Source organism: Pseudomonas mandelii (assembly GCF_002251635.1).
Lineage (GTDB): Bacteria > Pseudomonadota > Gammaproteobacteria > Pseudomonadales > Pseudomonadaceae > Aquipseudomonas > Aquipseudomonas mandelii_B.
Genome location: NZ_NMOJ01000195.1, coordinates 1 through 23,886 on the forward strand (window position 1 = coordinate 1; position 23,886 = coordinate 23,886).

Annotated in this window: 23 protein-coding genes and 3 pseudogenes; 13 read left to right on the plus strand and 13 right to left on the minus strand. The window is 58.4% G+C overall.

Going from position 1 to position 23,886, the window contains the following annotated elements; genetic code table 11:
- Positions 1-48: 48 nt before the first annotated feature.
- Positions 49-726: a ribonuclease T gene (gene rnt, locus B7L09_RS23935; protein WP_094470904.1), complete on the minus strand. Its 678-nt coding sequence runs from the start codon at positions 724-726 to the stop codon at positions 49-51.
- On the minus strand, positions 723-1,769 hold the full coding sequence (gene pyrC, locus B7L09_RS23940) for a dihydroorotase (RefSeq protein ID WP_094470905.1): 1,047 nt from the start codon (positions 1,767-1,769) through the stop codon (positions 723-725). The genes rnt and pyrC overlap by 4 nt, the downstream gene beginning before the upstream one ends.
- Positions 1,770-1,924: 155 nt before the next feature.
- On the opposite strand from pyrC, the gene B7L09_RS23945 reads away from it, so the two are divergent.
- Both B7L09_RS23945 and B7L09_RS23950 read left to right on the plus strand, forming a co-directional pair.
- Complete coding sequence (locus B7L09_RS23945; protein ID WP_094470906.1) at positions 1,925-2,830, plus strand: flagellar protein MotY; 906 nt, start codon at positions 1,925-1,927, stop codon at positions 2,828-2,830.
- Between the two features lie 129 nt (positions 2,831-2,959).
- Complete coding sequence (locus B7L09_RS23950) at positions 2,960-4,177, plus strand: argininosuccinate synthase (protein ID WP_048720141.1); 1,218 nt, start codon at positions 2,960-2,962, stop codon at positions 4,175-4,177.
- Between the two features lie 183 nt (positions 4,178-4,360).
- Here the strand turns inward: B7L09_RS23950 and B7L09_RS23955 are convergent, their stop codons facing one another.
- On the minus strand, positions 4,361-4,927 hold the full coding sequence (locus tag B7L09_RS23955; RefSeq protein ID WP_094470907.1) for a hypothetical protein: 567 nt from the start codon (positions 4,925-4,927) through the stop codon (positions 4,361-4,363).
- A gap of 587 nt (positions 4,928-5,514) precedes the next feature.
- Between B7L09_RS23955 and B7L09_RS23960 the strand changes: the two genes are divergently transcribed.
- Positions 5,515-6,141: a response regulator transcription factor gene (locus B7L09_RS23960; protein ID WP_094470908.1), complete on the plus strand. Its 627-nt coding sequence runs from the start codon at positions 5,515-5,517 to the stop codon at positions 6,139-6,141.
- 92 nt (positions 6,142-6,233) lie between these two features.
- Here B7L09_RS23960 and B7L09_RS23965 read toward each other — a convergent pair whose 3' ends face one another.
- The 8 genes and pseudogenes from B7L09_RS23965 to metG all read right to left on the minus strand — a co-directional run bounded on the left by B7L09_RS23965 (position 6,234) and on the right by metG (position 13,036).
- A complete protein-coding gene (locus B7L09_RS23965) occupies positions 6,234-6,413 on the minus strand; it encodes a PA3496 family putative envelope integrity protein (protein ID WP_007898493.1) in 180 nt (59 codons plus the stop codon).
- 107 nt (positions 6,414-6,520) lie between these two features.
- A complete protein-coding gene (gene nth / locus B7L09_RS23970) occupies positions 6,521-7,159 on the minus strand; it encodes an endonuclease III (protein ID WP_094470909.1) in 639 nt (212 codons plus the stop codon).
- Positions 7,160-7,184: 25 nt separating this feature from the next.
- On the minus strand, positions 7,185-7,694 hold the full coding sequence (locus B7L09_RS23975; protein WP_094470910.1) for an Rnf-Nqr domain containing protein: 510 nt from the start codon (positions 7,692-7,694) through the stop codon (positions 7,185-7,187).
- Complete coding sequence (locus B7L09_RS23980; RefSeq protein WP_094470911.1) at positions 7,687-8,298, minus strand: RnfABCDGE type electron transport complex subunit G; 612 nt, start codon at positions 8,296-8,298, stop codon at positions 7,687-7,689. The genes B7L09_RS23975 and B7L09_RS23980 overlap by 8 nt, the downstream gene beginning before the upstream one ends.
- The gene (locus B7L09_RS23985; protein ID WP_094470912.1) at positions 8,295-9,278 is read right to left on the minus strand and encodes an RnfABCDGE type electron transport complex subunit D; all 984 of its coding nucleotides are present in this window, start codon (positions 9,276-9,278) and stop codon (positions 8,295-8,297) included. Before B7L09_RS23985 ends, B7L09_RS23980 begins: the two co-directional genes overlap by 4 nt.
- Positions 9,265-10,275 (minus strand): annotated as a pseudogene (rsxB, locus tag B7L09_RS23990) (electron transport complex subunit RsxB). Before rsxB ends, B7L09_RS23985 begins: the two are co-directional and overlap by 14 nt.
- Positions 10,272-10,841: an Rnf-Nqr domain containing protein gene (locus B7L09_RS23995; protein WP_094470913.1), complete on the minus strand. Its 570-nt coding sequence runs from the start codon at positions 10,839-10,841 to the stop codon at positions 10,272-10,274. Before B7L09_RS23995 ends, rsxB begins: the two are co-directional and overlap by 4 nt.
- Positions 10,842-10,984: 143 nt before the next feature.
- Complete coding sequence (metG, locus tag B7L09_RS24000; RefSeq protein ID WP_094470914.1) at positions 10,985-13,036, minus strand: methionine--tRNA ligase; 2,052 nt, start codon at positions 13,034-13,036, stop codon at positions 10,985-10,987.
- 326 nt (positions 13,037-13,362) lie between these two features.
- Here metG and apbC point away from each other — a divergent pair, with 326 nt between their 5' ends.
- On the plus strand, positions 13,363-14,457 hold the full coding sequence (gene apbC, locus B7L09_RS24005; RefSeq protein ID WP_094470915.1) for an iron-sulfur cluster carrier protein ApbC: 1,095 nt from the start codon (positions 13,363-13,365) through the stop codon (positions 14,455-14,457).
- Positions 14,458-14,589: 132 nt separating this feature from the next.
- Here the strand turns inward: apbC and B7L09_RS24010 are convergent, their stop codons facing one another.
- Positions 14,590-15,348, minus strand: coding sequence for an SDR family oxidoreductase (locus tag B7L09_RS24010; protein WP_010457649.1), 759 nt, complete (start codon positions 15,346-15,348; stop codon positions 14,590-14,592).
- Positions 15,349-15,514: 166 nt separating this feature from the next.
- Here B7L09_RS24010 and B7L09_RS24015 point away from each other — a divergent pair, with 166 nt between their 5' ends.
- The 4 genes from B7L09_RS24015 to groL all read left to right on the plus strand — a co-directional run bounded on the left by B7L09_RS24015 (position 15,515) and on the right by groL (position 19,024).
- Positions 15,515-16,246 (plus strand): HugZ family pyridoxamine 5'-phosphate oxidase, encoded by a 732-nt coding sequence (locus B7L09_RS24015; protein WP_094470916.1) that lies wholly within the window; start codon positions 15,515-15,517, stop codon positions 16,244-16,246.
- A gap of 66 nt (positions 16,247-16,312) precedes the next feature.
- Entirely contained in the window at positions 16,313-16,789 is a 477-nt protein-coding gene (locus tag B7L09_RS24020) for an FxsA family protein (RefSeq protein WP_094470917.1), read from the plus strand.
- Positions 16,790-17,036: 247 nt separating this feature from the next.
- Positions 17,037-17,330, plus strand: a complete 294-nt coding sequence (locus tag B7L09_RS24025; RefSeq protein WP_003227685.1) for a co-chaperone GroES — start codon at positions 17,037-17,039, stop codon at positions 17,328-17,330.
- A gap of 50 nt (positions 17,331-17,380) precedes the next feature.
- Positions 17,381-19,024 carry a chaperonin GroEL gene (gene groL, locus B7L09_RS24030; protein WP_094470918.1) on the plus strand — a complete coding sequence of 548 codons (1,644 nt, stop codon included), beginning with the start codon at positions 17,381-17,383 and terminating at the stop codon, positions 19,022-19,024.
- A 173-nt stretch (positions 19,025-19,197) separates the two neighbouring features.
- Here groL and B7L09_RS24035 read toward each other — a convergent pair.
- A pseudogene (locus B7L09_RS24035) lies at positions 19,198-19,929 on the minus strand (phosphatase PAP2 family protein); the annotation flags it as partial.
- Between the two features lie 218 nt (positions 19,930-20,147).
- Between B7L09_RS24035 and colR the strand changes: the two are divergent.
- The 5 genes and pseudogenes from colR to B7L09_RS24060 all read left to right on the plus strand — a co-directional run bounded on the left by colR (position 20,148) and on the right by B7L09_RS24060 (position 23,877).
- Positions 20,148-20,831 (plus strand): two-component system response regulator ColR, encoded by a 684-nt coding sequence (gene colR, locus B7L09_RS24040; RefSeq protein ID WP_094470919.1) that lies wholly within the window; start codon positions 20,148-20,150, stop codon positions 20,829-20,831.
- Entirely contained in the window at positions 20,821-22,095 is a 1,275-nt protein-coding gene (locus tag B7L09_RS24045) for a sensor histidine kinase (RefSeq protein WP_094470920.1), read from the plus strand. The genes colR and B7L09_RS24045 overlap by 11 nt, the downstream gene beginning before the upstream one ends.
- 160 nt (positions 22,096-22,255) lie before the next feature.
- Positions 22,256-22,929: pseudogene (locus tag B7L09_RS24050) on the plus strand (class I SAM-dependent methyltransferase).
- A 4-nt stretch (positions 22,930-22,933) separates the two neighbouring features.
- The gene (locus tag B7L09_RS24055) at positions 22,934-23,647 is read left to right on the plus strand and encodes a lipopolysaccharide kinase InaA family protein (protein ID WP_094470921.1); all 714 of its coding nucleotides are present in this window, start codon (positions 22,934-22,936) and stop codon (positions 23,645-23,647) included.
- 2 nt (positions 23,648-23,649) lie between these two features.
- Positions 23,650-23,877 (plus strand): hypothetical protein, encoded by a 228-nt coding sequence (locus tag B7L09_RS24060; protein ID WP_094470922.1) that lies wholly within the window; start codon positions 23,650-23,652, stop codon positions 23,875-23,877.
- Positions 23,878-23,886 lie beyond the last annotated feature (9 nt).

Below are 23,886 nucleotides of genomic sequence, written 5' to 3' on the forward strand. Positions count from 1 at the left end.
AAAAAAACCGGCCGNNGAGGCCGGTTTTTTTATGCGCGGGAAACGACCTCAGTCGTTGAAGTCTTCCCAGCCGCCCATCTGCTTCCAGCGATTGACGATGCCGCAGAACAGCTCGGCGGTCTTCTCGGTGTCGTAGCGCGCCGAGTGGGCCTCACGGCCGTCAAAGTCGATACCGGCGGCCTGGCAGGCCTTGGCCAGCACGGTCTGGCCATAAGCCAGGCCAGCGAGGGTGGCGGTGTCGAAGCTGGAGAACGGGTGAAACGGGTTGCGTTTCATGTCCAGGCGCGCGACAGCGGCGTTGAGGAAACCCAGATCGAAGCTGCTGTTGTGCCCGACCAGAATCGCCCGTTTGCAGCCGTTGGCTTTCAACGCCTTGCGCACGCCACGGAAGATATCGGTCAGCGCCGCTTCTTCACTCACCGCCATACGCAGCGGGTGATCGAGTTTGATCCCGGTGAATTCCAGCGCAGCCGCTTCAATGTTCGCGCCTTCAAAAGGTTCGACACGGAAGAAATAGGTGTGATCGGGGTACACAAAGCCTTTTTCATCCATGCCGATGGTGGTGGCGGCGATTTCCAGCAGGGCGTCGGTGGCGCAATTGAAACCACCGGTTTCTACGTCGATNACAACTGGCAGGTACCCACGGAAGCGCTCAGCCATCGGGTGGCGCGAACCACCTCCGCCGCCTTGACCGTCCTGTTCGTCGTCGAAATGGTCTTCACTCACTTGCTTTCCTCCAGCAGGCGCCAGCGCAGTGTTTCACCGGCGCGCAGCGGGATAACAGTCAGCTCGCCAAACGGCAGGCTGGTAGGGGCGGTCCACTCATCGCGGACCAGGGTGATGCGATCGGTGTTTACGGGCAGGCCATAGAAGCGCGGGCCGTTGAGGCTGGCGAAACCTTCGAGCTTGTCCAGGGAATTGCGCTGTTCAAACGCTTCGGCGTACAGCTCGATCGCAGCAAACGCGGTGTAGCAACCGGCACAGCCACACGCGGCTTCTTTGGCGTGCTGGGCGTGGGGTGCGGAGTCGGTGCCGAGGAAGAACTTCGGGTTGCCGCTGGTGGCGGCATCGAGCAACGCCACCTGGTGGGTGTTGCGCTTGAGGATCGGCAGGCAATAGAAGTGCGGCCGAATCCCGCCCACCAGCATGTGGTTGCGGTTGTAGAGCAGGTGATGCGCGGTGATGGTCGCACCGACATTGGCCGAAGCTTCGGTGACGAACTGCACGGCATCCGCAGTGGTGATGTGTTCGAACACCACCTTGAGGGTCGGGAACAGCTCGACCACACGNCGCATGTGCTCATCGATGAAGATTTTTTCGCGGTCGAACACATCGACATCGCCGCGGGTGACTTCACCGTGAATCAGCAAGGGCATCCCGACGTCGGCCATGGCCTCAAGTGCAGGGAAGATCTTGTCGATACTGGTGACACCCGAGTCCGAGTTGGTGGTCGCGCCCGCCGGGTACAGCTTGGCGGCGTGCACGAAGCCACTGGCCTTGGCCTGGCGAATTTCTTCAGGCTGGGTGCGGTCGGTCAGGTAGAGCACCATCAACGGTTCGAAGCGGCTGCCGGCCGGTCGTGCAGCGAGAATACGCTGGCGATAGGCGTCGGCTTCTGCGGCATTACGCACCGGAGGTACCAGGTTAGGCATGATGATGGCGCGACCAAACGTGCGCGCTACATCAGCCACGGTTTGGGGTAACGCAGCACCATCGCGAAGATGAATATGCCAGTCGTCGGGACGCAGCAGGGTCAGGCGGTCGGACATTGGGGATTCCAGGCGGGTCAATCTGGTGGGAATGCTACCGGAAAAGACTCTTGCAGGCACTCGCTATCAAGTTTTGCAGGACGCTACCGATATCCCAAGGTATGCCTTAACGACGTATGACGCTTTGAATGTTGTAGAAACCAGTGGAGCCTCCCGTGCGCCAGCATTATCTAGCCCTGCTCAGTGTGTTCGCCAGCCTCCCTGCGATGGCGCTCACTTTCCAGACACGTCTGGAGAGTATNGAGTGGACGGTCGAAGGTGACCAGTTCGAGTGCCGCTTGACCCAGCCGATCACCGATTTCGGTTCGGGTGAGTTCGTGCGCCGGGCCGGCGAGCAGGCGACATTTCGTCTGAAAGCTTACAACGCGATGATCGGCGGCGGTTCAGCGACCCTGCTGGCGGCCGCTGCACCGTGGCAACCGGGACGTGGCGACATCAACCTGGGTTCGGTGAGAATCGGCAGCGGCAACGTGTTGTTCAACAGTTCGCAAGTTCAGGCCGGGCGCCTGATCAGCGGGTTGATGGACGGCCGCAGTCCTGTCATCCGACATTCCTCTGGCGATGGCCGCGTCTCTGAAGTGCGCTTGTTGCCGGTCAAGTTCAGCAAGGCCTTCAACGACTATCAGGGCTGCGTGGCGAAACTGCTGCCGAAGAATTTCGAGCAGGTCAAACAGTCCGAGATCGGCTTCCCGGGTGAAGGCGTTGATCTCGATCCGCAAGCCAAGGCGCAGTTGCAGGTGATGCTGGAGTTCATGAAGGCGGATCCGACGGTCAATCACATTGAANTNNATGGCCATTCGGACAACAGCGGCAACCGCCTGACCAACCGCGACGTCTCACGCCGTCGTGCGCTGGCGGTCATGGACTACTTCAAGGCCAACGGCATCCAGGAATCGCAGGTCACTCTGCGTTTNCACGGTGAGCGCTACCCTGTGGCGCCGAACACCAACGCCAGCAACCGCGCGAAAAATCGCCGGGTCGCCGTGCGCCTGGAACGGGTAGCGCCGACCGAGAAAGTCGCGCCTCAAGTCGCTACGGGCAGCACACCGGCTACTTCCTGACTCGCCGGTCATCGTCGCTCGCTCGACAGAATCTGTCGCTTCGTCGTCATAAGCTGTCGCGCCTCTGTAAATTATTCCGTATGACCGGTAGACTTCACGGCTTTCCGTACAACCCCGTGGAGTGATGGCATGGCCGACGTAAACAAGGTCGTTCTCGCGTATTCCGGCGGCCTGGACACTTCGGTGATCCTCAAGTGGCTGCAGGATACTTATAACTGTGAAGTGGTGACCTTCACCGCTGACCTGGGTCAGGGCGAAGAGGTCGAACCTGCACGTGCCAAGGCGCAAGCCATGGGCGTGAAAGAGATCTACATTGACGACCTGCGCGAAGAATTCGTCCGCGATTTCGTCTTCCCGATGTTTCGCGCCAACACCGTCTACGAAGGCGAGTACCTGCTGGGTACTTCCATCGCACGTCCGCTGATCGCCAAACGCTTGATCGAAATCGCCAACGAAACAGGCGCCGACGCCATTTCCCATGGCGCNACCGGCAAGGGTAACGACCAGGTTCGTTTCGAACTGGGCGCCTACGCACTCAAGCCAGGCGTGAAAGTGATTGCCCCTTGGCGTGAGTGGGACCTGCTGTCCCGTGAAAAGCTGATGGATTACGCTGAAAAGCACGCCATCCCGATCGAGCGTCACGGCAAGAAGAAGTCCCCGTACTCGATGGACGCCAACTTGCTGCACATCTCCTATGAAGGCGGCGTGCTGGAAGACACCTGGACCGAGCACGAAGAAGACATGTGGAAATGGACCGTCTCCCCGGAGAACGCTCCTGACAAGGCCCAATACCTGGAACTGACCTACCGCAACGGCGACATCGTCGCGCTGGACGGCGTCGAAATGACCCCGGCCACCGTGCTGGCGACCCTGAACCGTATCGGTGGTGAACACGGTATCGGCCGTCTCGACATCGTAGAGAACCGCTATGTGGGCATGAAGTCCCGTGGCTGCTACGAAACCCCGGGCGGCACCATCATGCTGCGTGCTCACCGCGCCATCGAGTCCATCACCCTGGACCGCGAAGTGGCTCACCTCAAAGACGAGTTGATGCCCAAGTACGCCAGCCTGATCTACACCGGCTACTGGTGGAGCCCAGAGCGTCTGATGCTGCAGCAGATGATCGACGCCTCCCAGGCTCACGTGAACGGCGTGGTGCGCTTGAAGCTGTACAAAGGCAACGTGATCGTTACCGGTCGCAAGTCTGATGAGTCGCTGTTCGACGCCAATATCGCCACCTTCGAAGAAGACGGCGGTGCTTATAACCAGGCGGACGCGGCAGGCTTCATCAAGCTCAACGCCTTGCGCATGCGCATTGCTGCGAACAAAGGCCGGAAGCTGTTCTGAGACCTTTGAAGCGGCCACGAAGGTAATGGAAATGTGGCCTTGTCGGTGACAAGGCCACAATTCTGAAAGAGGGATTTTTCCTGCCAGGTATCATGTTTCAACTTTCTTGTTGTTGTTACAAATAAGCTTTCGTCTGCTTTGCTCTCCGATTGCCCTTCGAGAGCTGTCTTCTGCTATTGGCGCTCAAGCCATCGTCGTCATGCCATGTGAGCTCAAATTGTAGGCAACCCAGAACGCAGTGCTGTTGCGTTTCTTTGTTTGTTTCGAATGCTTGTGTGCGCCTTCCTTCAGCAACGCCTCTGAATCAGTACACGTTAGAAACACGATCACGCGCGCAGGGTTTTCCTGTGGTTGCTGGACCTTTTCCATCAAGGTATTGAAATCCATTTTGTTGTTCATCCATCGAGCATCGACAATGTGCAGATCCTTTAGCAACACCGTTGCGCGTAAGGGGGGCTCCAAATGCTCGGGTGTATTGACTTGCGAGTAATCGGCATCGGCCATGGCCTTGATGAAGTGCTTACCTTTCTCAAAATCAGAGGGCGCGTAAAGCGATCGATAGTTGAAGTTGAGTGTGACGAAGAATAGAAAGAGCAAGTAAAAGGGGAAGCTGATAAGAAACCAGATATAGATCTCCCGTTCCTTATTGTCGAGAAAGGGAAGAGAAATAGCAGCTGAAGTTTCAGACAGTGTTGCGAATATCGCAATGATTGTCATGGGGTTGGAAATTCTTGTTTTGAATTTGTTCATGTTGTTTGCTCATGAAAGATTGTCTGTTCTCGATCAATTTATGGAGAGGTTCCGGTTTTTGGTAAGTCGCTGTGTTTGGGAGGGAGGTCTACTGTTTTGGTGGTGTCCTTTTAATGGGTTTGTTAACGGTTATCATAGTAGCTGTATTGTTTGCGTCTCGGGTATTTTTGTTGTTCTTGATTTAATAAGTGCAGGGTTGATTGCTGTTTCTGAAGTGTTGCCTGGTGTAATGGTTTTAGTTGGAAGGTCTGGGTTTTAATGAGCGGGTGTGAATGCTCGCCTGACAATATCGGTTACTTTTTAAGCGTAGTTCAATCGTCAGCGTTTGTCGGATGCTTCGGCCAGCCTCTGGTTTCTTTGATTTCCTGATGTAAATCGATACGAAAACAGGTTTAAAAGCACCGTGCCGACGGGTCGGTAAAATTTAAGACACACAGTACTCGTGTGATTTTTGTAAGACATGTCCTGCTTGTTTGTAGGGAATGTCTCTCGCTGCGGGTGGCCGAGGGGACCGGCATGCCACGGATGAAACGACTAGGCTATTGTGCTTGCTCTAAATAATTCGAACAGCGAAATTGGACTTTCTCATGAATAAAGTGCTGATCGTGGATGATCATCCCGTCATTCGTCTTGCTGTGCGCATGCTGATGGAGCGTCATGGCTACGAAGTCATTGCAGAAACAGATAACGGTGTGGATGCGTTACAACTTGCCCGCGAACTTATGCCGGATATTGTCATTCTGGATATTGGAATACCGAAGCTGGACGGGTTGGAAGTCATTGCGCGTCTGACAACAACGGCGATACCTCTTAAAGTGCTGATATTGACTTCTCAGGCCCCCGGACATTTTTCAATGCGTTGCATGCAGTCGGGAGCCGCCGGGTATGTCTGCAAACAACAGGATCTCACTGAGTTGCTCAGTGCGATAAAGGCCGTACTTTCGGGTTACAGCTACTTTCCGAATCAAGCGCTGCACACCGTTCGTTCCAGTCTCGGGAATGCCAGTGAAGCCGATATGGTGGATCGTCTGTCCGGGCGCGAAATGATGGTGTTGCAACAGTTGGCTCGAGGAAAGACAAACAAGGAGATTGCCGATGGAATGTTCCTCAGCAATAAAACCGTCAGTACTTACAAGACACGCCTGTTGTTGAAGCTCAATGCTCGCTCTTTGGTGGATCTGATCGAACTCGCTCAACGCAATGGACTGGTATGAACGCACTGGCGATTGACGAGGCGCGATGAAAGGGCGTTCATCGGGGGGGCGGCACTCAGTAAAAAGCCTCCGTTTCGGGAGGCTTTCAGGTGTCAAAGGTCAAAATCGTAATCGGCCAATTGCTTTTGCAGTCGGCGCTCCTCCAGCAGATTGTCGATGGTGCGGCGTTTGCTCAGGTTGGTCTTTGCCACTTCAACCACCGGTTCAGCGTCATCGGCCTCAACGGGTGTGAAGTCGTCTTCTACGTCCAATTGCTCTTTGCCAGTGCTCATAAGGTTAACTCCAGGCTAAGACTGCCGTTGGCGCTCCTTATAACGATAATCCATGAACGGGTAAAAAAGATTTTTTCAATCGACTGATCGAGAAAACCAATGATCCCTCAATCGTCGGACGTCTTGTCCTTGTATTCGCACAGGTCTTCGATACGGCAGCTGCCACANCGNGGCTTGCGGGCCAGGCAAACGTAGCGTCCATGAAGGATCAGCCAATGGTGTGAATCGAGCAGGTATTGCTTGGGGACAAACTTCATCAGCTTCATCTCCACCTCGACCACGTTTTTGCCCGGTGCAATGCCCGTGCGGTTGCTGACCCGAAAAATATGGGTGTCCACGGCCATGGTCAGTTGGCGAAAAGCGGTATTGAGCACCACGTTGGCGGTCTTGCGGCCGACGCCGGGTAGCGCTTCCAACTCCTCGCGGGTCTGCGGAACCTCGCCGCCATGACGCTCCACCAGCAAACGNCAGGTTTCGATGACGTTCTTGGCCTTGCTGTTGTACAGGCCGATGGTCTTGATGTACTCCGACAAACCTTCCACGCCCAAGGCATGAATCGCCGCCGGCGTATTGGCCACCGGGTAGAGTCTGGCGGTGGCCTTGTTCACGCCGACATCGGTCGACTGGGCGGACAGAATGACGGCAATCAGCAACTCGAACGGCGAAGAGTAGGCCAGTTCGGTTTTGGGCTCCGGATTGTCTTCGTGAAACCTGCGGAAAATTTCCAGACGTTTTGCGGCATTCATGGACAGTACGTTTCCTCGAAGTCGGTCAGTGTGAGGGAGTCGGTCGGTGCCAGGCCTGCCAGGCGGCGATCAGCAGGCCCAGAAGGATGAATCCGCCGGGGACCAGCGTAGCGAAGTGCAGGCCGCTGTTGCCGATCAGCTCGCGCACCAGGCCAAGGCCCACCATCAGCGCGCCAAACAGGCCGCAGAGGCGCAAGCGATCAAGCCGCGGTTCCTGGAAAAAACCATTGTGTTCCAGCACCACGCATTGCAGGGCGATCAATCCTGCATAGATCCCCGCGTGCTGATGCCATTGAAGTGAGCCGACCTGCGCAGCCAGTTCCGCGCAACTGGTCAAGGTGGCCGCCAAGAGGATACTCGCAAGCAAGCGGGTGGACGGGATCAGCCGTGATCGCAAGGCGGCCATGCTGACGTCATAGGCATTGATCACCACGAAGAACATCAGCCACAGGCCGAGGGCGGTCAGCCAGGCTTCCGTAGCGCCGATCAGAGGCGCAAGCATCAGAGCGTTTCGCAGTGTCGATGTCTTATTCATGCGCGCTGCTCCCGATCAACTGTTGCGGGTGTTCGTCGAAGAAACGCAACGCGTCATGAACGGCGCTGATCACCGCTCGTGAAGTAATGGTCGCGCCCGCTATCTGATCGAATTGACCCTGATCTTTTTTCAAGGCCCAGCCGGTGTCGCCGGGGTCGTTTCGAGACTTGCCGGTAAACACCTGAAGCCAGGTATTGGGCCAGTCGGCAATCTTGCCGCCCAGCGCGGGGGTTTCCGATTGCTTGAGGGTCTTGACCCCCAGCAGCTTGCCGTTGGCGCCGATGGCGATCAGCAGCTCGATGGAGCCCTCGTAGCCCAGGGTCTGGCTGCGCAGCAACACCGCGCTCGGTTGGCTGGCCTTGGTCGCCAAATAGCCGCCCAGCAGCGTGCTGTTGGGCAGTCGAATATTTTCGAGGACGAGTGGCTGGTCCAGCGGTTGATTGTCGTAGCTGTCTGGCGTTAGCAGGTCAAGCAGGGTGCGACTGTCGATCAAGCGCTGTTGCGCACTGATGCGCGGTTCGCTGGCATGTTGCACGAAGTACGTCACGCCAATTCCCAGCCCGGCCAGCAGCACCAGAATCACAACGCTCGTCGCTCGGTTCATGGGGCAATCTGCTCCTGCCTGGACGCGACTAACCGCTCCAGCGCCGGGACACACAGGTTCATCAGCAACACGGCAAACGCCAAGCCGTCCGGGTAACCGCCCCAGGTACGAATCAGGTAGGTGAGTAATCCCACGCCGGCACCGAACAGCAGTCGGGCACCGGGGCTTTTTGCGCCGGACACCGGTTCGGTGGCTATAAAGAATGCACCCAGCATGGTCGCGCCGGTGAGCAAGTGAAACAGCGGCGAGCCATTGGAGTCGGAACCCGAACCGTTCCAGCACAGCAGGCTGATGATGAACAGACTGGCAAGCATGCCGACCGGTGCATGCCAAGTGAACACCCGCCGTTGCAGAAGAAACGCGCCGCCGGCGAGAAAGGCCAGGTTGACCCATTCCACACCGCGCCCGCCGAAATGACCGAACGCCGGCTTGCTCGAGAAGAGTTCATCCATGGTCAGGCTTTTGTTGATCCGCAGGCTGTCCAGCGCCGTGGCCTGGACCCAGGCATCTGGCGCCTGGCCGAAGCCGAAGACCTGTTGCAAGCCACCGAGCAGATTCATGCCGTGGGCCGACGGCCAGAGGGTCATTTGCTGCGGAAAGGCCACCAGCACCAGGGCAAAACCGAGCATCGCCGGATTGAACGGATTCTTGCCGACGCCACCGTAGAGGTGTTTGCCGAGCAGCGCGAATGTCGCCGCACTGACCGTCAGCCACCACGGGCAATAAGGTGGCAAGGCCAGGGTCAGTAACGTCGCGCTGACCAGAGCGCTGCCGTCGCTCAAGGTCGGTTTGATCGATTGCTTGCGCAGTTGCAATACCGCGGCTTCAACCGCCAATGCGGTCAGGACCGCCAGAAACAGGTTGATCAATACGCCCCAGCCATACAACCAGAACAACGCCAGCATGCCCGGCACCGTGGCCAGCAACACCAGCTTCATGGCCTGCTGAAGGCGTTCGTCCACCGATTCAAGGGGCGACATAGGCATCGACCTGACGCTCGGCGTCCATCACCGCGTGTTCCAGCGCTGCAATCAGTTCAGCCGCAGCTTCGCCGGTTCGCGCCTTGTTGAGTTCGGCGCGGCGCATGGCCAGCTGGATCTTCGCCCGTTTCAGTTCGGCGTCCTTCGCAGGCGCCGCTGGTGCCGGAATTGGCGGCGCGTTGTTTTCCAGCTTCGCCAAGGCTTGCTCCGCCACTTCGAATTGCTGTTGCAGCACGATCAGTTGCGACTGCTGCTCGAAGGTCGGCGGATGCCCGAACGCCTTGAGCGACTTGTTCAGTTGCGCACGACTCATCGCCAGGTCGATCTTGGCTTTTTTCAACGCCGCATCAGCGTTTGCCGCTTTCTGCGCACGCACCCGTTCAAGTGCAGCCTGAACCGGGTCGAGCGTCGGCACCTCGCTGTGCGGCAGGGCGCGTTGAGCGCGGGCCTGGCGTTCGGCGAGCTTCTGCTCTTCCTCACGGCGCAAGCGGGCGTTGCGTTGTTCGAAGCGACGCCGCGCATGATTGCGTTTGGCGGTGCGCGCCCGTTGTTCCTCAAGGCTGAACGCCAGGCCACCGACAATCGGCAGCACCGTGGCCAAGGGCAGTGGCCGCATTTCGATGCAATCCACCGGGCACGGCGCGACACACAGGTCGCAACCTGTGCACTCATCCATGATGACGGTGTGCATGAACTTGGCGGCGCCGACAATCGCATCCACCGGGCAAGCCTGGATGCATTTGGTGCAGCCGATGCACTCGGCTTCGCGAATATAGGCGACTTGTGCTGGGGCCTAGCCGCGACTGACGTCCAGTTCCAGTACCGGCACTTGCAGCAACTCGGCCAGCGCCGAGATGGTTTCGCTGCCCCCTGGCGGGCACTTGTTGATCGGCTCGCCGCTGGCGATGCCCTCGGCGTAAGGCTTGCAGCCCGGGTGCCCACACTTGCCGCATTGGGTCTGCGGCAAGAGGGCGTCGATGCGTTGAATCAGACTCATGTTTTGATCAGCCCGCTGAACCCGAGAAAAACCACTGCGATCAGTCCGGCGCCGATCAGTTCGATCGGCAGGCCACGAAAGGGCAGGGGAACATCGTTATCGAGAGTGCGCTGGCGCAAGTCGCTGAACAGGCTCAGCACCAGCCAGAACCCCAGCCCGGCACCGAGGCACAGGGCAGTGGCGTGAAAGAATCCCTGGTCGTGCGTGGTATTGAGCAATGTCAGCCCCAGCACACCCGCGTTGCCCAGCAGCAACGGCCATAGGCCATCGAATGAACGTTTGGGAAGTAAGCGCGACAGCAGTTTCAACAGTGGACCAATCAGCAGAACGCTCAATGGCAGGAATACGAAAAGGCGCAGCGAAGTCAGCTCCAGCGGCACCAGCAGCCAGTAATAGGCCGAGTAGCCCAGCATGCCGACCATCAGCATCAGGCACGTCGTCGCAATACCCAACGCATGAACCTGATCGCGCTCGCTGCCCAGCAGCGGATCGACGCCCAGCGGCCAGTGCAACACGAGGTTGTTGATCAGGGCAGCGCTGATAAGCGTAAGAAATATCTCGGTCATGATCGTGCCGGTAGAAAGAGGGCTTTTTAACGGAGCGGTCTAAAAAGCTTAGGCATTATCCGGCAAGGACGGAGGGTGGGGCCAGATATGAAAATCCCACAGTCGCACCAGGCACGGCTGTGGGATCGATTTAGCGCAGAAACTTACTTGATGCGCTGACCCGGCNTGGCGCCGCTGTCCGGGCTCAGCAAGTAGATTTCTTCGCCGCCAGGGCCAGCCGCCATCACCATGCCTTCGGAAATGCCGAACTTCATTTTCCGTGGTTTGAGGTTGGCGATCATCATGGTCAGGCGACCATCGAGCTTGGACGGGTCTGGATAAGCACTTTTGATCCCGGAGAACACGTTGCGTTGCTCGCCACCGAGGTCGAGGGTGAGGCGCAGCAGCTTGTCGGCCCCTTCCACGGCTTCGGCCTTGACGATCAGCGCGACACGCAGGTCCACGGCGGCAAAGGCGTCGAAATCGATTTCCGCGGAAATCGGGTCCTTGGCCAATTCACCATTGCCGGCAGGNGCCGCATTGCCCGTGTCGGTTGCGCTGGCGGTCAGGTCTTCTTTCGAAGCGTCGGTCATGGCCTGGACTTTCACTGGGTCGATACGGGTCATCAACGGCTTGAACTCGTTCAACTGATGGTTGCTGAGCAAGGTGGCGTGGTCGTTCCAGACCAGCGGTGCAACGTTGAGGAACGCCTCGGCATCGGCGGCCAGTAACGGCAGCACCGGTTTGAGGAAGATCACCAACTGGCGGAACAGGTTGACGCCCGTGGCGCAAATAGCCTGGACTTCAGCCTGCTTGCCTTCCTGCTTGTTCAGCGACCACGGGGCCTTGTCGGCGATCCAGGCGTTGGCGCGGTCGGCCAGGCCCATGATCTCGCGCATGGCACGGGCGAAGTCGCGCGCCTCATAGGCGTCGGCAATGCTTGGCGCGGCAGCCAGGAACGCCTCGGTCAGCTCCGGTGCGGCGTTTTCGGCCACCAGCAGGCCGGCATTACCCTTATGGATAAACCCGGCGCAACGGCTGGCGATGTTGACGACTTTGCCGACCAGATCCGAGTTGACCTTCTGTACGAAGTCTTCCAGGTTCAGGTCCAGGTCGTCGACGCCACGGCCCAGTTTGGACGCGTAGTAGTAGCGCAGGTATTCCGGCGACAGGTGGTCCAGGTACGTGCGTGCCTTGATAAAGGTGCCNCGGGACTTGGACATTTTCTGACCATTGACGGTCAGGTAGCCGTGCACGTTGATACCGGTCGGCTTGCGGAAACCGGCGCCTTCGAGCATCGCCGGCCAGAACAGGGCGTGGAAGTTGACGATGTCCTTGCCGATGAAGTGGTACAGCTCGGCGGTGGAGTCCTTGGCCCAGAAGGCATCGAAGTCCAGNTCCGGACGGCGGGCGCAGAGGTTCTTGAAGCTCGCCATGTAGCCGATCGGCGCGTCCAGCCAGACGTAGAAGTATTTGCCCGGCTCGTCCGGGATCTCGAAACCGAAGTACGGTGCATCGCGGGAAATGTCCCACTGTTGCAGGCCGGCATCCAGCCATTCGGCGATCTTGTTGGCCACGGCGTCCTGCAGGGTGCCGCTGCGGGTCCAGGTTTGCAGCATCTGCTGGAAATCCGGGAGCTTGAAGAAGAAGTGCTGGGAATCCTTGAGCACCGGGATGGCGCCGGAGATAGCCGACCGCGGGTTCTTCAGGTCAGTCGGTGCGTAGGTGGCACCGCACTTCTCGCAGTTGTCGCCGTACTGGTCTTCAGTGCCGCATTTAGGGCAGGTGCCCTTGATGAAGCGGTCGGCCAGGAACATTTTCTTTTCCGGGTCGAAATACTGCGTGATCGAACGCGTGGCAATGTGCCCGGCGTCGCGCAAGCGCGTGTAGATCTGGCTCGACAGCTCGCGGTTTTCGTCGGAGTGGGTCGAGTGGAAGTTGTCGAAATCCACCAGGAACTCGGCAAAGTCGGCGCTGTGTTCAGCCTGCACATTGGCGATCAGTTGTTCCGGGGTGATCCCTTCCTTTTCGGCGCGCAACATGATGGCCGAACCGTGGGCGTCGTCCGCGCAGACATAAATGCATTGATTGCCGCGATGCTTCTGGAAGCGCACCCACATATCGGTCTGGATGTACTCAAGCATATGGCCAAGATGGATGGAACCATTGGCATAGGGCAGGGCGCTGGTGACGAGGATCTTGCGTGGCTCGGACATGGGGCTCGGCTACTTGATGAAACGGAGGTCGGCCACTATAAAGCGCCGGCGCATATTTTTCACCCCGTGCGCCTGTTTCCGGTTGCATCGGATGCCCAAACCTGTGAACAGGCAGTTTGAGGGCGAAAGTGCCATTGTGGCGAGGGAGCTTGCTCCCGCTGGGTGGCGAAGCCGCCCCAAACCCTACAACTCGGCTCTGTCAGAAGGATCGCGTCAACCAGATTGCGACTGCTGCGCAGCCGAGCGGGAGCAAGCTCCCTCGCCACAGGNANCTAGAACGGTTAGGATACCCGCCTGTTTNNCCAGTCTTTTTTCGGGAGTAGCCCATGAGCGCCGTCAATCGCGCAGCGGTGGAAGCCGTTCTTCGCCAATACACCGACCCCTATTTGAACCAGGACCCGGTCAGCGCCGGGTGCGTGCGCAGCATCGACATCCAGGGCGATCGCGTCAGCGTGCAGCTGGAGCTGGGCTACGCCGCCGGTCTGTTCAAAAGTGGCTGGTCGCAGATGCTGCAAATGGCGATCGAAGGCCTCGACGGCGTGACAAGCGCTCGCGTTGACATCACCAGCGTGATCGCCGCGCACAAGGCCCAGGCGCAGATTCCGGGCCTGGCCAACGTTAAGAACGTGGTGGCGGTGGCGTCCGGCAAGGGCGGTGTGGGTAAGTCCACCACGGCGGCTAACCTGGCGCTGGCCCTGGCCCGTGAAGGGGCCCGCGTGGGCATTCTCGACGCCGACATCTATGGCCCAAGCCAAGGCGTGATGTTCGGCATCGCCGAAGGCACCCGACCGAAGGTCAAGGACCAGAAATGGTTCGTGCCGATCGAGTCGATGGGCGTGGAGGTCATGTCCATGGCCTTCCTTACCGATGACAACACGCCGATGGTCTGGCGCGGGCCGATGGTCTCCGGTGCGTTGCTGCAATTGGTCACCCAGACCGCCTGGGGTGACCTGGATTACCTGGTGATCGACATGCCGCCTGGCACCGGTGATATCCAATTGACCCTGGCGCAGAAAGTCCCGGTGGCCGGTTCGGTAATCGTGACTACGCCGCAGGACCTGGCACTGCTCGACGCGAAGAAAGGCGTCGAGATGTTCCGCAAGGTCAACATCCCGGTGCTGGGCGTCGTGGAAAACATGGCGGTACACATTTGCTCCAACTGCGGGCACGCCGAGCACCTGTTTGGTGAAGGGGGCGGTGTGAAGCTGGCCAATCAATATGGCGTCGAACTGCTGGCGTCGTTGCCGCTGGCAATGGCCATCCGCGAGCAGGCCGATGGCGGCAAGCCAACGGTGATCGCCGAGCCGGACAGCCCGATTGCGCTGGTGTACCAGGAACTCGCCCGTCACGTCGGCGCGCGGATTGTGTTGCAGGAAGCGGCATCGCCTGCAATGCCGAACATCACCATCAGTGACGATTGATACCCTTCGGATAACACGCAAAACCTGTGGGAGCGAGCTTGCTCGCGATGGGGGTGTCACATTCACCAGTGATGGTGACTGACACACCGCTATCGCGAGCAAGCTCGCTCCCACAGTGGTTTTTGGCAGGTCTTAGATGCGCAACCCGCCATCCATTTCCAGAATCCGGCCGGTGTAATAGTCGTTCTCGAAAATGTACGCCGCCGAATGGGCGATCTCTTCCGGTTTGCCCATGCGCTTGAGTGGAATCCCGGCCGTCATCTTCTCCAGCGCTTCCGGCTTCATGCCCAACGTCATCTCGGTTTCAATAAAACCCGGTGCGATGCCCGCCACGCGAATGCCATAACGCGCCAGTTCCTTGGCCCAGGTCACGGTCGCAGCAGCCACGCCAGCCTTGGCGGCGGAGTAGTTGGTCTGGCCGACGTTGCCGGCGCGGGAGATCGAGGAGATATTGATGATCGCGCCGCTGTTGTTCAGCTCGACCATTTTTGCCGCGACTTCACGGGTGCACAGGAACACACCGGTCAGGTTGACGTCGATGACCGCCTGCCATTGGGCCAGGCTCATCTTGGTCATTTCGCCATCCTTGACCTTCAGCAGCAGGCCGTCGCGCAGGATGCCGGCGTTGTTGATCAGGCCATGAATCGCGCCGAAATCTTCGGCCACCTGGGCGACCATATGCGTCACTTGCTCTTCGTTGGCGACGTTGCACAGGTAAGCCCGAGCCTCTACGCCCTTGGCTTTGCACGCCGCGATGGTGTCGTCGAGCTTTTCCTGGTTCAGGTCCACCAGCGCCAGCTTCGCGCCTTTACCCGCGAAATACTCGGCCATGGAACGGCCTAAACCCTGGCAACCGCCAGTGATAATGATTACTTTGTCAGTGAGTTGCATTCGCATGCCCCAATAGCAGGTTCAGAGTGGTTTCCTTCCTAGAGGGCCTCTCGATCTGCACCTGATGTGGCCTGGTTGCACATGAGAACTGCCCCGATGGCGTACTGGAACTTATCCCCAGGCGCCTGTCCGTTTTTTCGACGAATTCTATATAAGGAGTCATAAATTGAGCGTTGAAGCGGCCAAGAATGCCCGAGAATTGCTTCTCAAGGAATACCGCGGGGTGCTGTCGACGCACTCCAAGTCGATGCCCGGTTTCCCGTTTGGCTCCGTGGTTCCGTATTGCCTGGACGAGCAGGGCCGGCCGATTATCCTGATCAGCCGTATCGCCCAGCACACCCATAACCTGCAGAAAGATCCCAAGTGTTCGCTGCTNGTGGGGGAACGCGAGGCCGACGACGTACAAGCCGTTGGTCGCCTGACTTATCTCGCCGAAGCAGAAAAGCTCGAAGACGAGGCCGCGATCGAAGCCGCAGCCGAGCGTTACTACCGCTATTTCCCGGAGTCGCAGAGCTACCACAAGGCCCACGATTTCGATTTCTGGGTGCTTAAACCTGTGCGTCACCGTTACATTGGCGGTTTCGGCGCGATTCACTGGGTCGATCAGTTGACCCTGGCCAACCCGTTCGCCGTCAAGACCGAGNNCAGCATGATCGAGCACATGAACAGCGATCACACCAAAGCCATCGCCCACTACGTCGACCTGGCGGGGCTGCCGAAAACCGAACCGGCGCAACTGGCCGGTATCGACACAGAAGGCATGCACCTGCGCATTGGTCAGGCCCTGTACTGGCTACCGTTCCAGGCACCCTGTAATACGCCGACACAAGTGCGCGAAGCCTTGGTTTTCCTGGCTCACGCCGAGCAATGGCCGAAAAATGAAGTGGCCGACGCTTGAATTCACGAAGCGGCGACGTCATCTAAGGTGAACTGGCAAGGCATTCTTGCGTTGAGGAACCATTTGATGCGCCCTTTTTTATTGCTCTTTCTGCTGTTTCCGGTGTTGGAGCTGTTCGTATTCGTTCAAGTCAGCAGTGCGATCGGGTTCTTCCCGGCCCTGCTGCTGATCATTCTCGGCTCGATGCTCGGCGTGTTCGTGCTGCGCATCGCCGGTCTGGCCACTGCGTTGCGTGCGCGTGAAAGCCTGAACCGCGGCGAGTTGCCGGCCCAGACCATGCTGGAAGGTTTGATGCTGGCCCTGGCCGGCGGTTTGTTGATCCTGCCGGGCTTCGTCACTGACGTGCTGGGCCTGATCATGCTGCTGCCGATCTCCCGTCGACTGCTGGCCAATAAAATGCGCCAGCGCGCCGAAGAGGCCGCGATCCGTCAGCGTGCGTTTGCCGATGATCTTCAACCACGTGGCGGTCCTGCTCCTCAGCAGCCGCTGGGCCGAGAGCCCAACGTGATCGAAGGCGAGTTCGAACACCGCGATTCCAAGTAAAGCGTTTCAGCTGCACGGCACCTTCGGGTGCCGTGTTCGTTTTCGGGGCATTGATGCAAAAAATTTCGATCCCCGCCCTTGTAATAAGCTTATGCGCCCTTATGTAACGGTCACCGCAAGGTTTCTGGCGATCACGCCAGACAGACTTCCGCGGTTCGCTTGACGAACCGCACCCGGCACCGCCGGATTTGTTAAACCCGCCGGGAATACACCGGCCGATGAAAAACACAATTAGGAGAGATCGACAATGAAGCTTCGTCCTCTGCACGACCGCGTCGTTATCCGTCGCAGCGAAGAAGAAAAGAAAACCGCTGGCGGTATCGTTCTGCCAGGTTCGGCTGCTGAAAAAGCCAACCACGGTGTGATCGTCGCTGCAGGCCCAGGCAAGACTCTGGAAAACGGTGAAGTGCGTGCGCTGGCCGTTAAAGTCGGTGACAAGGTTGTTTTCGGCCCTTACTCCGGCAGCAACACTGTGAAAGTTGACGGCGAAGACCTGCTGGTAATGGCTGAGAACGAAATTCTCGCTGTACTGGAAGGCTGATTTTCCCGCTCATTTTTCCGTTACTCCAAAGAATTTAAGGAATATCGATCATGGCTGCTAAAGAAGTTAAATTCGGCGATTCCGCCCGCAAAAAAATGCTCACCGGTGTCAACGTCCTGGCTGACGCAGTAAAAGCGACCCTGGGCCCTAAAGGCCGTAACGTGATCATCGAGAAGAGCTTCGGCGCTCCGACCATCACCAAGGACGGCGTTTCGGTCGCTAAAGAAATCGAACTGGAAGACCGTTTCGAAAACATGGGCGCGCAGCTGGTCAAAGACGTTGCCTCCCGTGCCAACGATGACGCAGGCGACGGCACCACCACCGCTACCGTTCTGGCTCAGGCAATCGTCAACGAAGGCTACAAGGCCGTCGCTGCCGGCATGAACCCGATGGACCTCAAGCGCGGCATCGACAAGGCGACCATCGCCGTTGTTGCTGAGCTGAAAAACCTGTCCAAGCCATGCGCTGACACCAAGGCTATCGCTCAGGTAGGCACCATCTCCGCCAACTCCGACAGCTCCATCGGCGACATCATTGCCGAAGCCATGGAAAAAGTCGGTAAAGAAGGCGTGATCACCGTTGAAGAAGGCACTGGCCTGGAAAACGAACTGTCGGTTGTAGAAGGCATGCAGTTCGACCGTGGCTACCTGTCCCCGTACTTCGTCAACAAGCCAGAAACCATGGTTGCCGAGCTGGACAGCCCGCTGATCCTGCTGGTCGACAAAAAGATCTCGAACATCCGCGAAATGCTGCCAGTACTGGAAGCCGTTGCCAAAGCCGGCCGTCCGCTGCTGATCGTTTCCGAAGACGTTGAAGGCGAAGCCCTGGCGACGCTGGTTGTGAACAACATGCGTGGCATCGTTAAAGTCGCAGCCGTCAAGGCTCCAGGCTTCGGCGACCGTCGCAAGGCCATGCTGCAGGACATCGCTGTTCTGACCGGCGGTACCGTTATCTCCGAAGAGATCGGCCTGAGCCTGGAAAGCGCCACCCTGGAAAACCTGGGCAGCGCCAAGCGCGTGACCATCTCCAAAGAAAACACCACCGTGATCGACGGCGCCGGCGTTGAAGCTGATATCCAGGCTCGCGTTCTGCAGATCCGTNCCCAGGTTGCTGAAACTTCCTCGGACTACGACCGTGAAAAACTGCAAGAGCGTCTGGCCAAGCTGTCCGGCGGCGTTGCAGTAATCAAGGTTGGCGCTGGTTCCGAAGTTGAAATGAAAGAGAAGAAAGCCCGCGTTGAAGACGCCCTGCACGCAACCCGTGCAGCCGTTGAAGAAGGCGTGGTACCTGGCGGTGGCGTTGCGCTGATCCGTGCTCTGGAAGCTTTNTCCGAGCTGAAAGGCGACAACGATGACCAGAACGTGGGCATCCAGTTGCTGCGTCGTGCTGTTGAAGCACCCCTGCGTCAGATCGCTGCCAACTCCGGCGACGAGCCAAGCGTTGTGGTCAACGAAGTCAAGAACGGCAAAGGTAACTACGGTTACAACGCTGCCACTGGCGTCTACGGCGACATGATCGAAATGGGCATCCTGGACCCTACTAAAGTGACTCGTTCGGCTCTGCAAGCGGCTTCGTCGATTGCCAGCCTGATGATCACCACCGAAGCCATGATCGCCGAGATCAAGGAAGACGGCCCAGCTGGCGGCGGTATGCCAGACATGGGCGGCATGGGTGGCATGGGCGGCATGATGTAAGCCAGCCTTACCCCGTACATAAAAACCCCGCCGGCGATGAGCCGGCGGGGTTTTTTATTGCGCGGCATAAAGTGGTGTGGTTTTTAAGGGCCTCTTCGCGGGCAAGCCACGCTCCCACAGGTTCGGCGCAATCCCTGTGGGAGCGTGGCTTGCCCGCGATGCTCAGACGCTGACGGGTCTGCTTTGACGACCTTTTCAGCCCTGGAAGCCGGTCGATACAGGATGTAGTAGTAAGACCCCAGACAAATCAGCCAGCAAAAAATCGCCGTCCACACGTTATGCGAAAAGAAGTGCGCCCCCTGCATCATTCGGCTCACGGAAAACACCGTCCCCAGCGCAAACGCAAACACAAACGCCTGGCGCGCCAGTCGCGGACGACGGTCTCGCAACACAAAAAACAGCGCGAACAAGGTAAACCCGGTGGCCGCATGGCCCCCGGGCCAGCAACGCCCTGGCTTGTCGGTTTGCGGGCGCGGGCTGAGCAGTTCGCTGTAGGTTTCGTGGCCGCCGAATTGCTCGAGGCTCCAAGGGCATTGCACCGCCGTCACCGCTTTCATTGGGGTCACGAACGAGGTCGCCAGCGCCAGCGACATCACCAGACAACCCAGTTCGCGTTTGAACGGCTTGAGCCTGGCGATGAAAAACGAGCCGATAAAGCCGATGATCGCAAACACCGAAAAAGCGATGACCAATTGCTTGGCGCGGTCATGCAGGATGTCTTCAAGGAAGTAACTGTGGCGTCCGATGAAGTCTCCGGCGACCGGGTCGTAGAACAGTTTGGCCAGGTCCATGTCCAGGGACGTCAGTTCAAGCAGCAGCAGAATGATTGCCGCAATGGCGGGGACACCCAGGCACACCCAGAAGTTGAGCGGGCGAGAGGCGGGACGGACAGCGGTTGATGACATGACGGATCCTGAACAATGGAAAACGCCCTTAATGCCGATTGCGCGAGAGTCTCGCGCGATGACTGTAGTCGACATGTGAATCGATAGTGAAAAACTTGTTAACGGCGCAAATTGGTTGAGCAAATTGATTCTGCGACCCGCAGCCCTAGCCCTCAGCCACACTTGGCCTTAAGCTGCGCGGGCCATGACGGCCGTTACCGCGTACGGAGACACTGCCCATGCGAATTTTATTGGTTGAAGACAACCGCGATATTCTGGCCAATCTGGCCGATTACCTGGGGCTAAAAGGCTATACCGTAGACTGTGCGCAGGACGGTTTGTCGGGCTTGCACCTGGCCGCCACCGAGCATTACGACCTGATCGTGCTCGACATCATGCTGCCTGGCATCGATGGCTACACCTTGTGCAAACGTCTGCGCGAAGACGCCCGACGCGACACGCCGGTGATCATGCTCACCGCGCGCGATCAGCTGGATGACCGGCTGCAAGGCTTCAAGTCCGGTGCCGATGATTACCTGCTCAAACCGTTCGCCCTGTCGGAATTGGCCGCGCGCATCGAGGCGGTCATGCGTCGTGCCCAGGGCGGCGGTCGACGCGCCTTGCAGGTGGGCGATTTGAGCTACGACCTCGATACCCTGGAAGTGACCCGCGAAGGGCGCCTGCTCAAGCTCAACCCGGTGGGCCTGAAATTGCTCGCGGTGCTGATGCAAAAGAGCCCGCACGTGTTGCGCCGAGAAATTCTCGAAGAAGCCCTGTGGGGCGACGACTGCCCGGACAGCGACAGCCTGCGCAGCCACGTTCACCAATTGCGCCAAGTGATCGATAAGCCCTTCGCCAAGCCGTTGCTGCAAACCGTGCACGGTGTGGGTTATCGCCTGGCCGAGGGGCGTGATGGAGTTTAAGCAAAGCCTCGCCCAGCGGATCATCATCGCCTTTGCCTTGATGAGCGCACTGGTGGCGGGGGCGTTCGCCATGGGCATCGTTGCGACCGTGCACCTGGTGGAAGAAAAACTGATTTCGGCCGGCCTGGGCGGCGACCTGCAGCGCCTGTTGCTGATGGACAGTGTCGAGGACTGGAGCCATCGCCCAGAGCCGGACCAGCTGTTCTATTTCAGCGGCGGGCCCGGGGATTTCGANCTNCCCAAGGATTTGCGCCATCTGGAACCGGGTTTTCATGAGGTGTTTCGCGAGTCGCTGTCGTACCACGCCATGGTCGAAGTGGTCGATGGCCGGCGCTACGTCCTGCTGCAAGACCAAAGCGATTTCGAAGAGCGCGAGCGCGTACTGTTTGCCGTAGTGCTGGTGGGTTTCGTGCTGAGCCTGGCGCTGGCGGTCTTTCTCGGGTGGGTCCTGGCGCGCAAAGTGATGGCGCCCGTTGTGCGACTGGCTCGCCAGGTGCGACATCGCGATCAATTGCTGGGCCTGGCGCCGCCTTTGGCGCCGGATTATGCCGCTGACGAAGTGGGCGAGCTGGCGGTTGCCTTCGACGCCACCCTTGGGCGTTTGCGCCAGGCGTTGACCCGTGAACGGTTGTTTACCAGTGACGTCAGCCACGAACTGCGCACGCCGTTGATGGTGCTGGCCAGTTCCTGTGAGCTGTTGTTGGAAAACCCCGGTATCGACCAGCGCGGCCGCGCCCAGGTCGAGCGGATAGCCCGCGCGTGCGCAGAGATGCGCGAGTTGGTGCAAACGTTCCTGATGTTGGCCCGAGCCCAGCGAGAAGACGCCAGCATGGCGCCGCAGCAGACGCTGAGCCAGGTCGCCGATGGGCTGCTCAACCAGTGGCGCGAACCGATTGAAGCCAAAGGGCTGAGCCTGACCTTCGAGCCGGGCAATCCGCTGGGCACTTGCTACAACGCAACCCTCTTGCACGCCGTCATGGGCAACCTGTTGCGTAACGCATTGCATTACACCGAGCGCGGGTTCATCCGTTTGACGCTCACGGCCACGGGGTTCCTGGTCGAGGACAGCGGGGTGGGCATTCCCGAGGATAAACGCGAGGCAATGTTCGAACCTTTCGTTCGCGGCAGCGAAAAACGCGGCGAAGGCCTGGGACTGGGGTTGTCGCTGGTGCAACGGATTTGCGAGAACCAGGGCTGGAGCGTCAGCCTGACCAACATGGAACCCAATGGCTGTCGTTTTCAGGTGGAATTGAGCCAAAGTTAGCGGTTGCTTGAACAGTCGGGGCTCCAAGCCATGACGGCCAACCCGACAAAGCTTGTAATAAATGAACATTTCTTTTACAAGTTTTTCACAAAGGTATGACCTGACGCTGACACTACGCTACCTAAGGTAGTTGTCATCAGAAGTTCAGGAGACCTTAATGATGGACGGCCCGATCAAACTCGATTTTTCCGAAAAGTACGACGATCAACACGCGCAAAGATATTTGCGCAAGCACCAGGATGGCCTCGGTCGTCGCCTGTCCCACTGGCGTGACCTGCAGCTGGCGCGAAAGTCGCTGGCGCTGGTCGGTGAGCCAGGGCTGGTCCTTGATTTGCCGTGTGGGGCAGGGCGTTTTTGGCCAATGCTGGCGGAAAAAGCCAATCGCGCCATCATCGGTGCCGACAACTCCGAGTCAATGTTGAAGATTGCCACCCAGGCGCAACCTGCCGACGTGGTCAAACGGGTACAACCCTTGCACACTTCTGCATTCGACATTGCCTTGCCCGACAACGCCGTCGACAGCATTTTCTGCATGCGTTTGCTCCATCACATCGGTGAAGCCGAGCATCGACTGGCCATTCTGCGCGAATTTGAACGCGTCACGCGTGACAGCGTGATTGTTTCGCTGTGGGTAGATGGCAATTTCAAGGCCTGGAAACGCAAGCGCCTCGAAGCGAAACGTCGCGAGAACAGGAAGGTTANCAAAACCGGTTTGTGTTACCAGCCGCCACGGTAGAAAAGGAATTTGAACAGGCGGGGTTCCGTATTCAGGAACATCTGGACTTTTTACCGCTCTATGCCATGTGGCGAGTTTATATATTACGCAAGAGGTAACAGGATGGCAGTGCAATGTGCAGCAGAAACGGACGTCGCTTCTCAGGACCGCTTCGACTATTTCTGGAATCAGCGTGGTGAATGGGTAGAAGAACCCAACGTCCGTCGCGGTGGTGAAAGTGGCGTACAGCGTGTCATGGGCAGTGATGGTCAACTGCTCTATGCCAAGCGGCAGACCGGGCATATCTATCGCAGCTGGCTGCACCCGTTTGGCCGTCCGACCGTGTTGCGTGAGCGTGACGCGCTCATTGGTCTGCGCGCGCTGGATGTGCGAGTTCCGGACATTGTTTTCTGCGGCGCACAGCGTGACCCCGTGCACAAATGGCGCGCCTTGCTGGTGACCAAGTCGCTGGACGGCTTCGAGGAAATCGAACACTGGTACGCCGGCGGTGGTCGCGAGCGCCACGGCGAGGTGGTGCATGATCGTGTCTTGAAGGAACTGGCCGAGAATCTGGCCCGCATGCACAAGGGCCGTTGGCAGCACAGCTGCATCTACATCAAGCACGTATTCGTGCGGGTCACCGGCGAAGATGACTCGGCCAAGGTCGAGGTTGCCTTGATCGATCTGGAGAAGTGCCGGCAACGCCTGACCGCCTATCGTGCCGCGGCTCATGACATGAAACAGCTGCGTCGCCACTCGTCGTTCAGCACGGCAGACTGGCGCAAACTCGTCTATTTTTATGAGACGGCGTTTGGCAGCGCTATCAAAGGTTTATAGCAATGAAACTAGAAATTGCGCGAGGTGTGTTTCTGATAGGAGCCTTGGCAGTTGCTTCATTGGCGGTGGCGGCGTGGGAGCAGCCCCGCACGCAAGTCCTCAGTTCAGTGAGCGGTGACGCACACTGTCCGTTGCCACGGGTTGCCAAGGCATCCGTGGCATCTCAACCCGATCATGATTTATTGCTGTTCATGTTCGGTCTTTCTCAAGGAATGAGGCCGCAGAGTTGAACAGATTGA

Excerpts from the sequence above, each read along its gene's own strand:
- B7L09_RS23955 (WP_094470907.1), bottom strand. The coding sequence starts at position 4,927 with ATGAACAAATTCAAAACAAGAATTTCCAACCCCATGACAATCATTGCG.
- B7L09_RS23960 (WP_094470908.1), top strand. The coding sequence starts at position 5,515 with ATGAATAAAGTGCTGATCGTGGATGATCATCCCGTCATTCGTCTTGCT.
- B7L09_RS23965 (WP_007898493.1), bottom strand. The coding sequence starts at position 6,413 with ATGAGCACTGGCAAAGAGCAATTGGACGTAGAAGACGACTTCACACCC.
- B7L09_RS23975 (WP_094470910.1), bottom strand. The coding sequence starts at position 7,694 with ATGAATAAGACATCGACACTGCGAAACGCTCTGATGCTTGCGCCTCTG.
- B7L09_RS23980 (WP_094470911.1), bottom strand. The coding sequence starts at position 8,298 with ATGAACCGAGCGACGAGCGTTGTGATTCTGGTGCTGCTGGCCGGGCTG.
- B7L09_RS23985 (WP_094470912.1), bottom strand. The coding sequence starts at position 9,278 with ATGTCGCCCCTTGAATCGGTGGACGAACGCCTTCAGCAGGCCATGAAG.
- B7L09_RS23995 (WP_094470913.1), bottom strand. The coding sequence starts at position 10,841 with ATGACCGAGATATTTCTTACGCTTATCAGCGCTGCCCTGATCAACAAC.
- apbC (WP_094470915.1), top strand. The coding sequence starts at position 13,363 with ATGAGCGCCGTCAATCGCGCAGCGGTGGAAGCCGTTCTTCGCCAATAC.
- B7L09_RS24010 (WP_010457649.1), bottom strand. The coding sequence starts at position 15,348 with ATGCAACTCACTGACAAAGTAATCATTATCACTGGCGGTTGCCAGGGT.
- B7L09_RS24020 (WP_094470917.1), top strand. The coding sequence starts at position 16,313 with ATGCGCCCTTTTTTATTGCTCTTTCTGCTGTTTCCGGTGTTGGAGCTG.
- B7L09_RS24025 (WP_003227685.1), top strand. The coding sequence starts at position 17,037 with ATGAAGCTTCGTCCTCTGCACGACCGCGTCGTTATCCGTCGCAGCGAA.
- colR (WP_094470919.1), top strand. The coding sequence starts at position 20,148 with ATGCGAATTTTATTGGTTGAAGACAACCGCGATATTCTGGCCAATCTG.
- B7L09_RS24055 (WP_094470921.1), top strand. The coding sequence starts at position 22,934 with ATGGCAGTGCAATGTGCAGCAGAAACGGACGTCGCTTCTCAGGACCGC.
- B7L09_RS24060 (WP_094470922.1), top strand. The coding sequence starts at position 23,650 with ATGAAACTAGAAATTGCGCGAGGTGTGTTTCTGATAGGAGCCTTGGCA.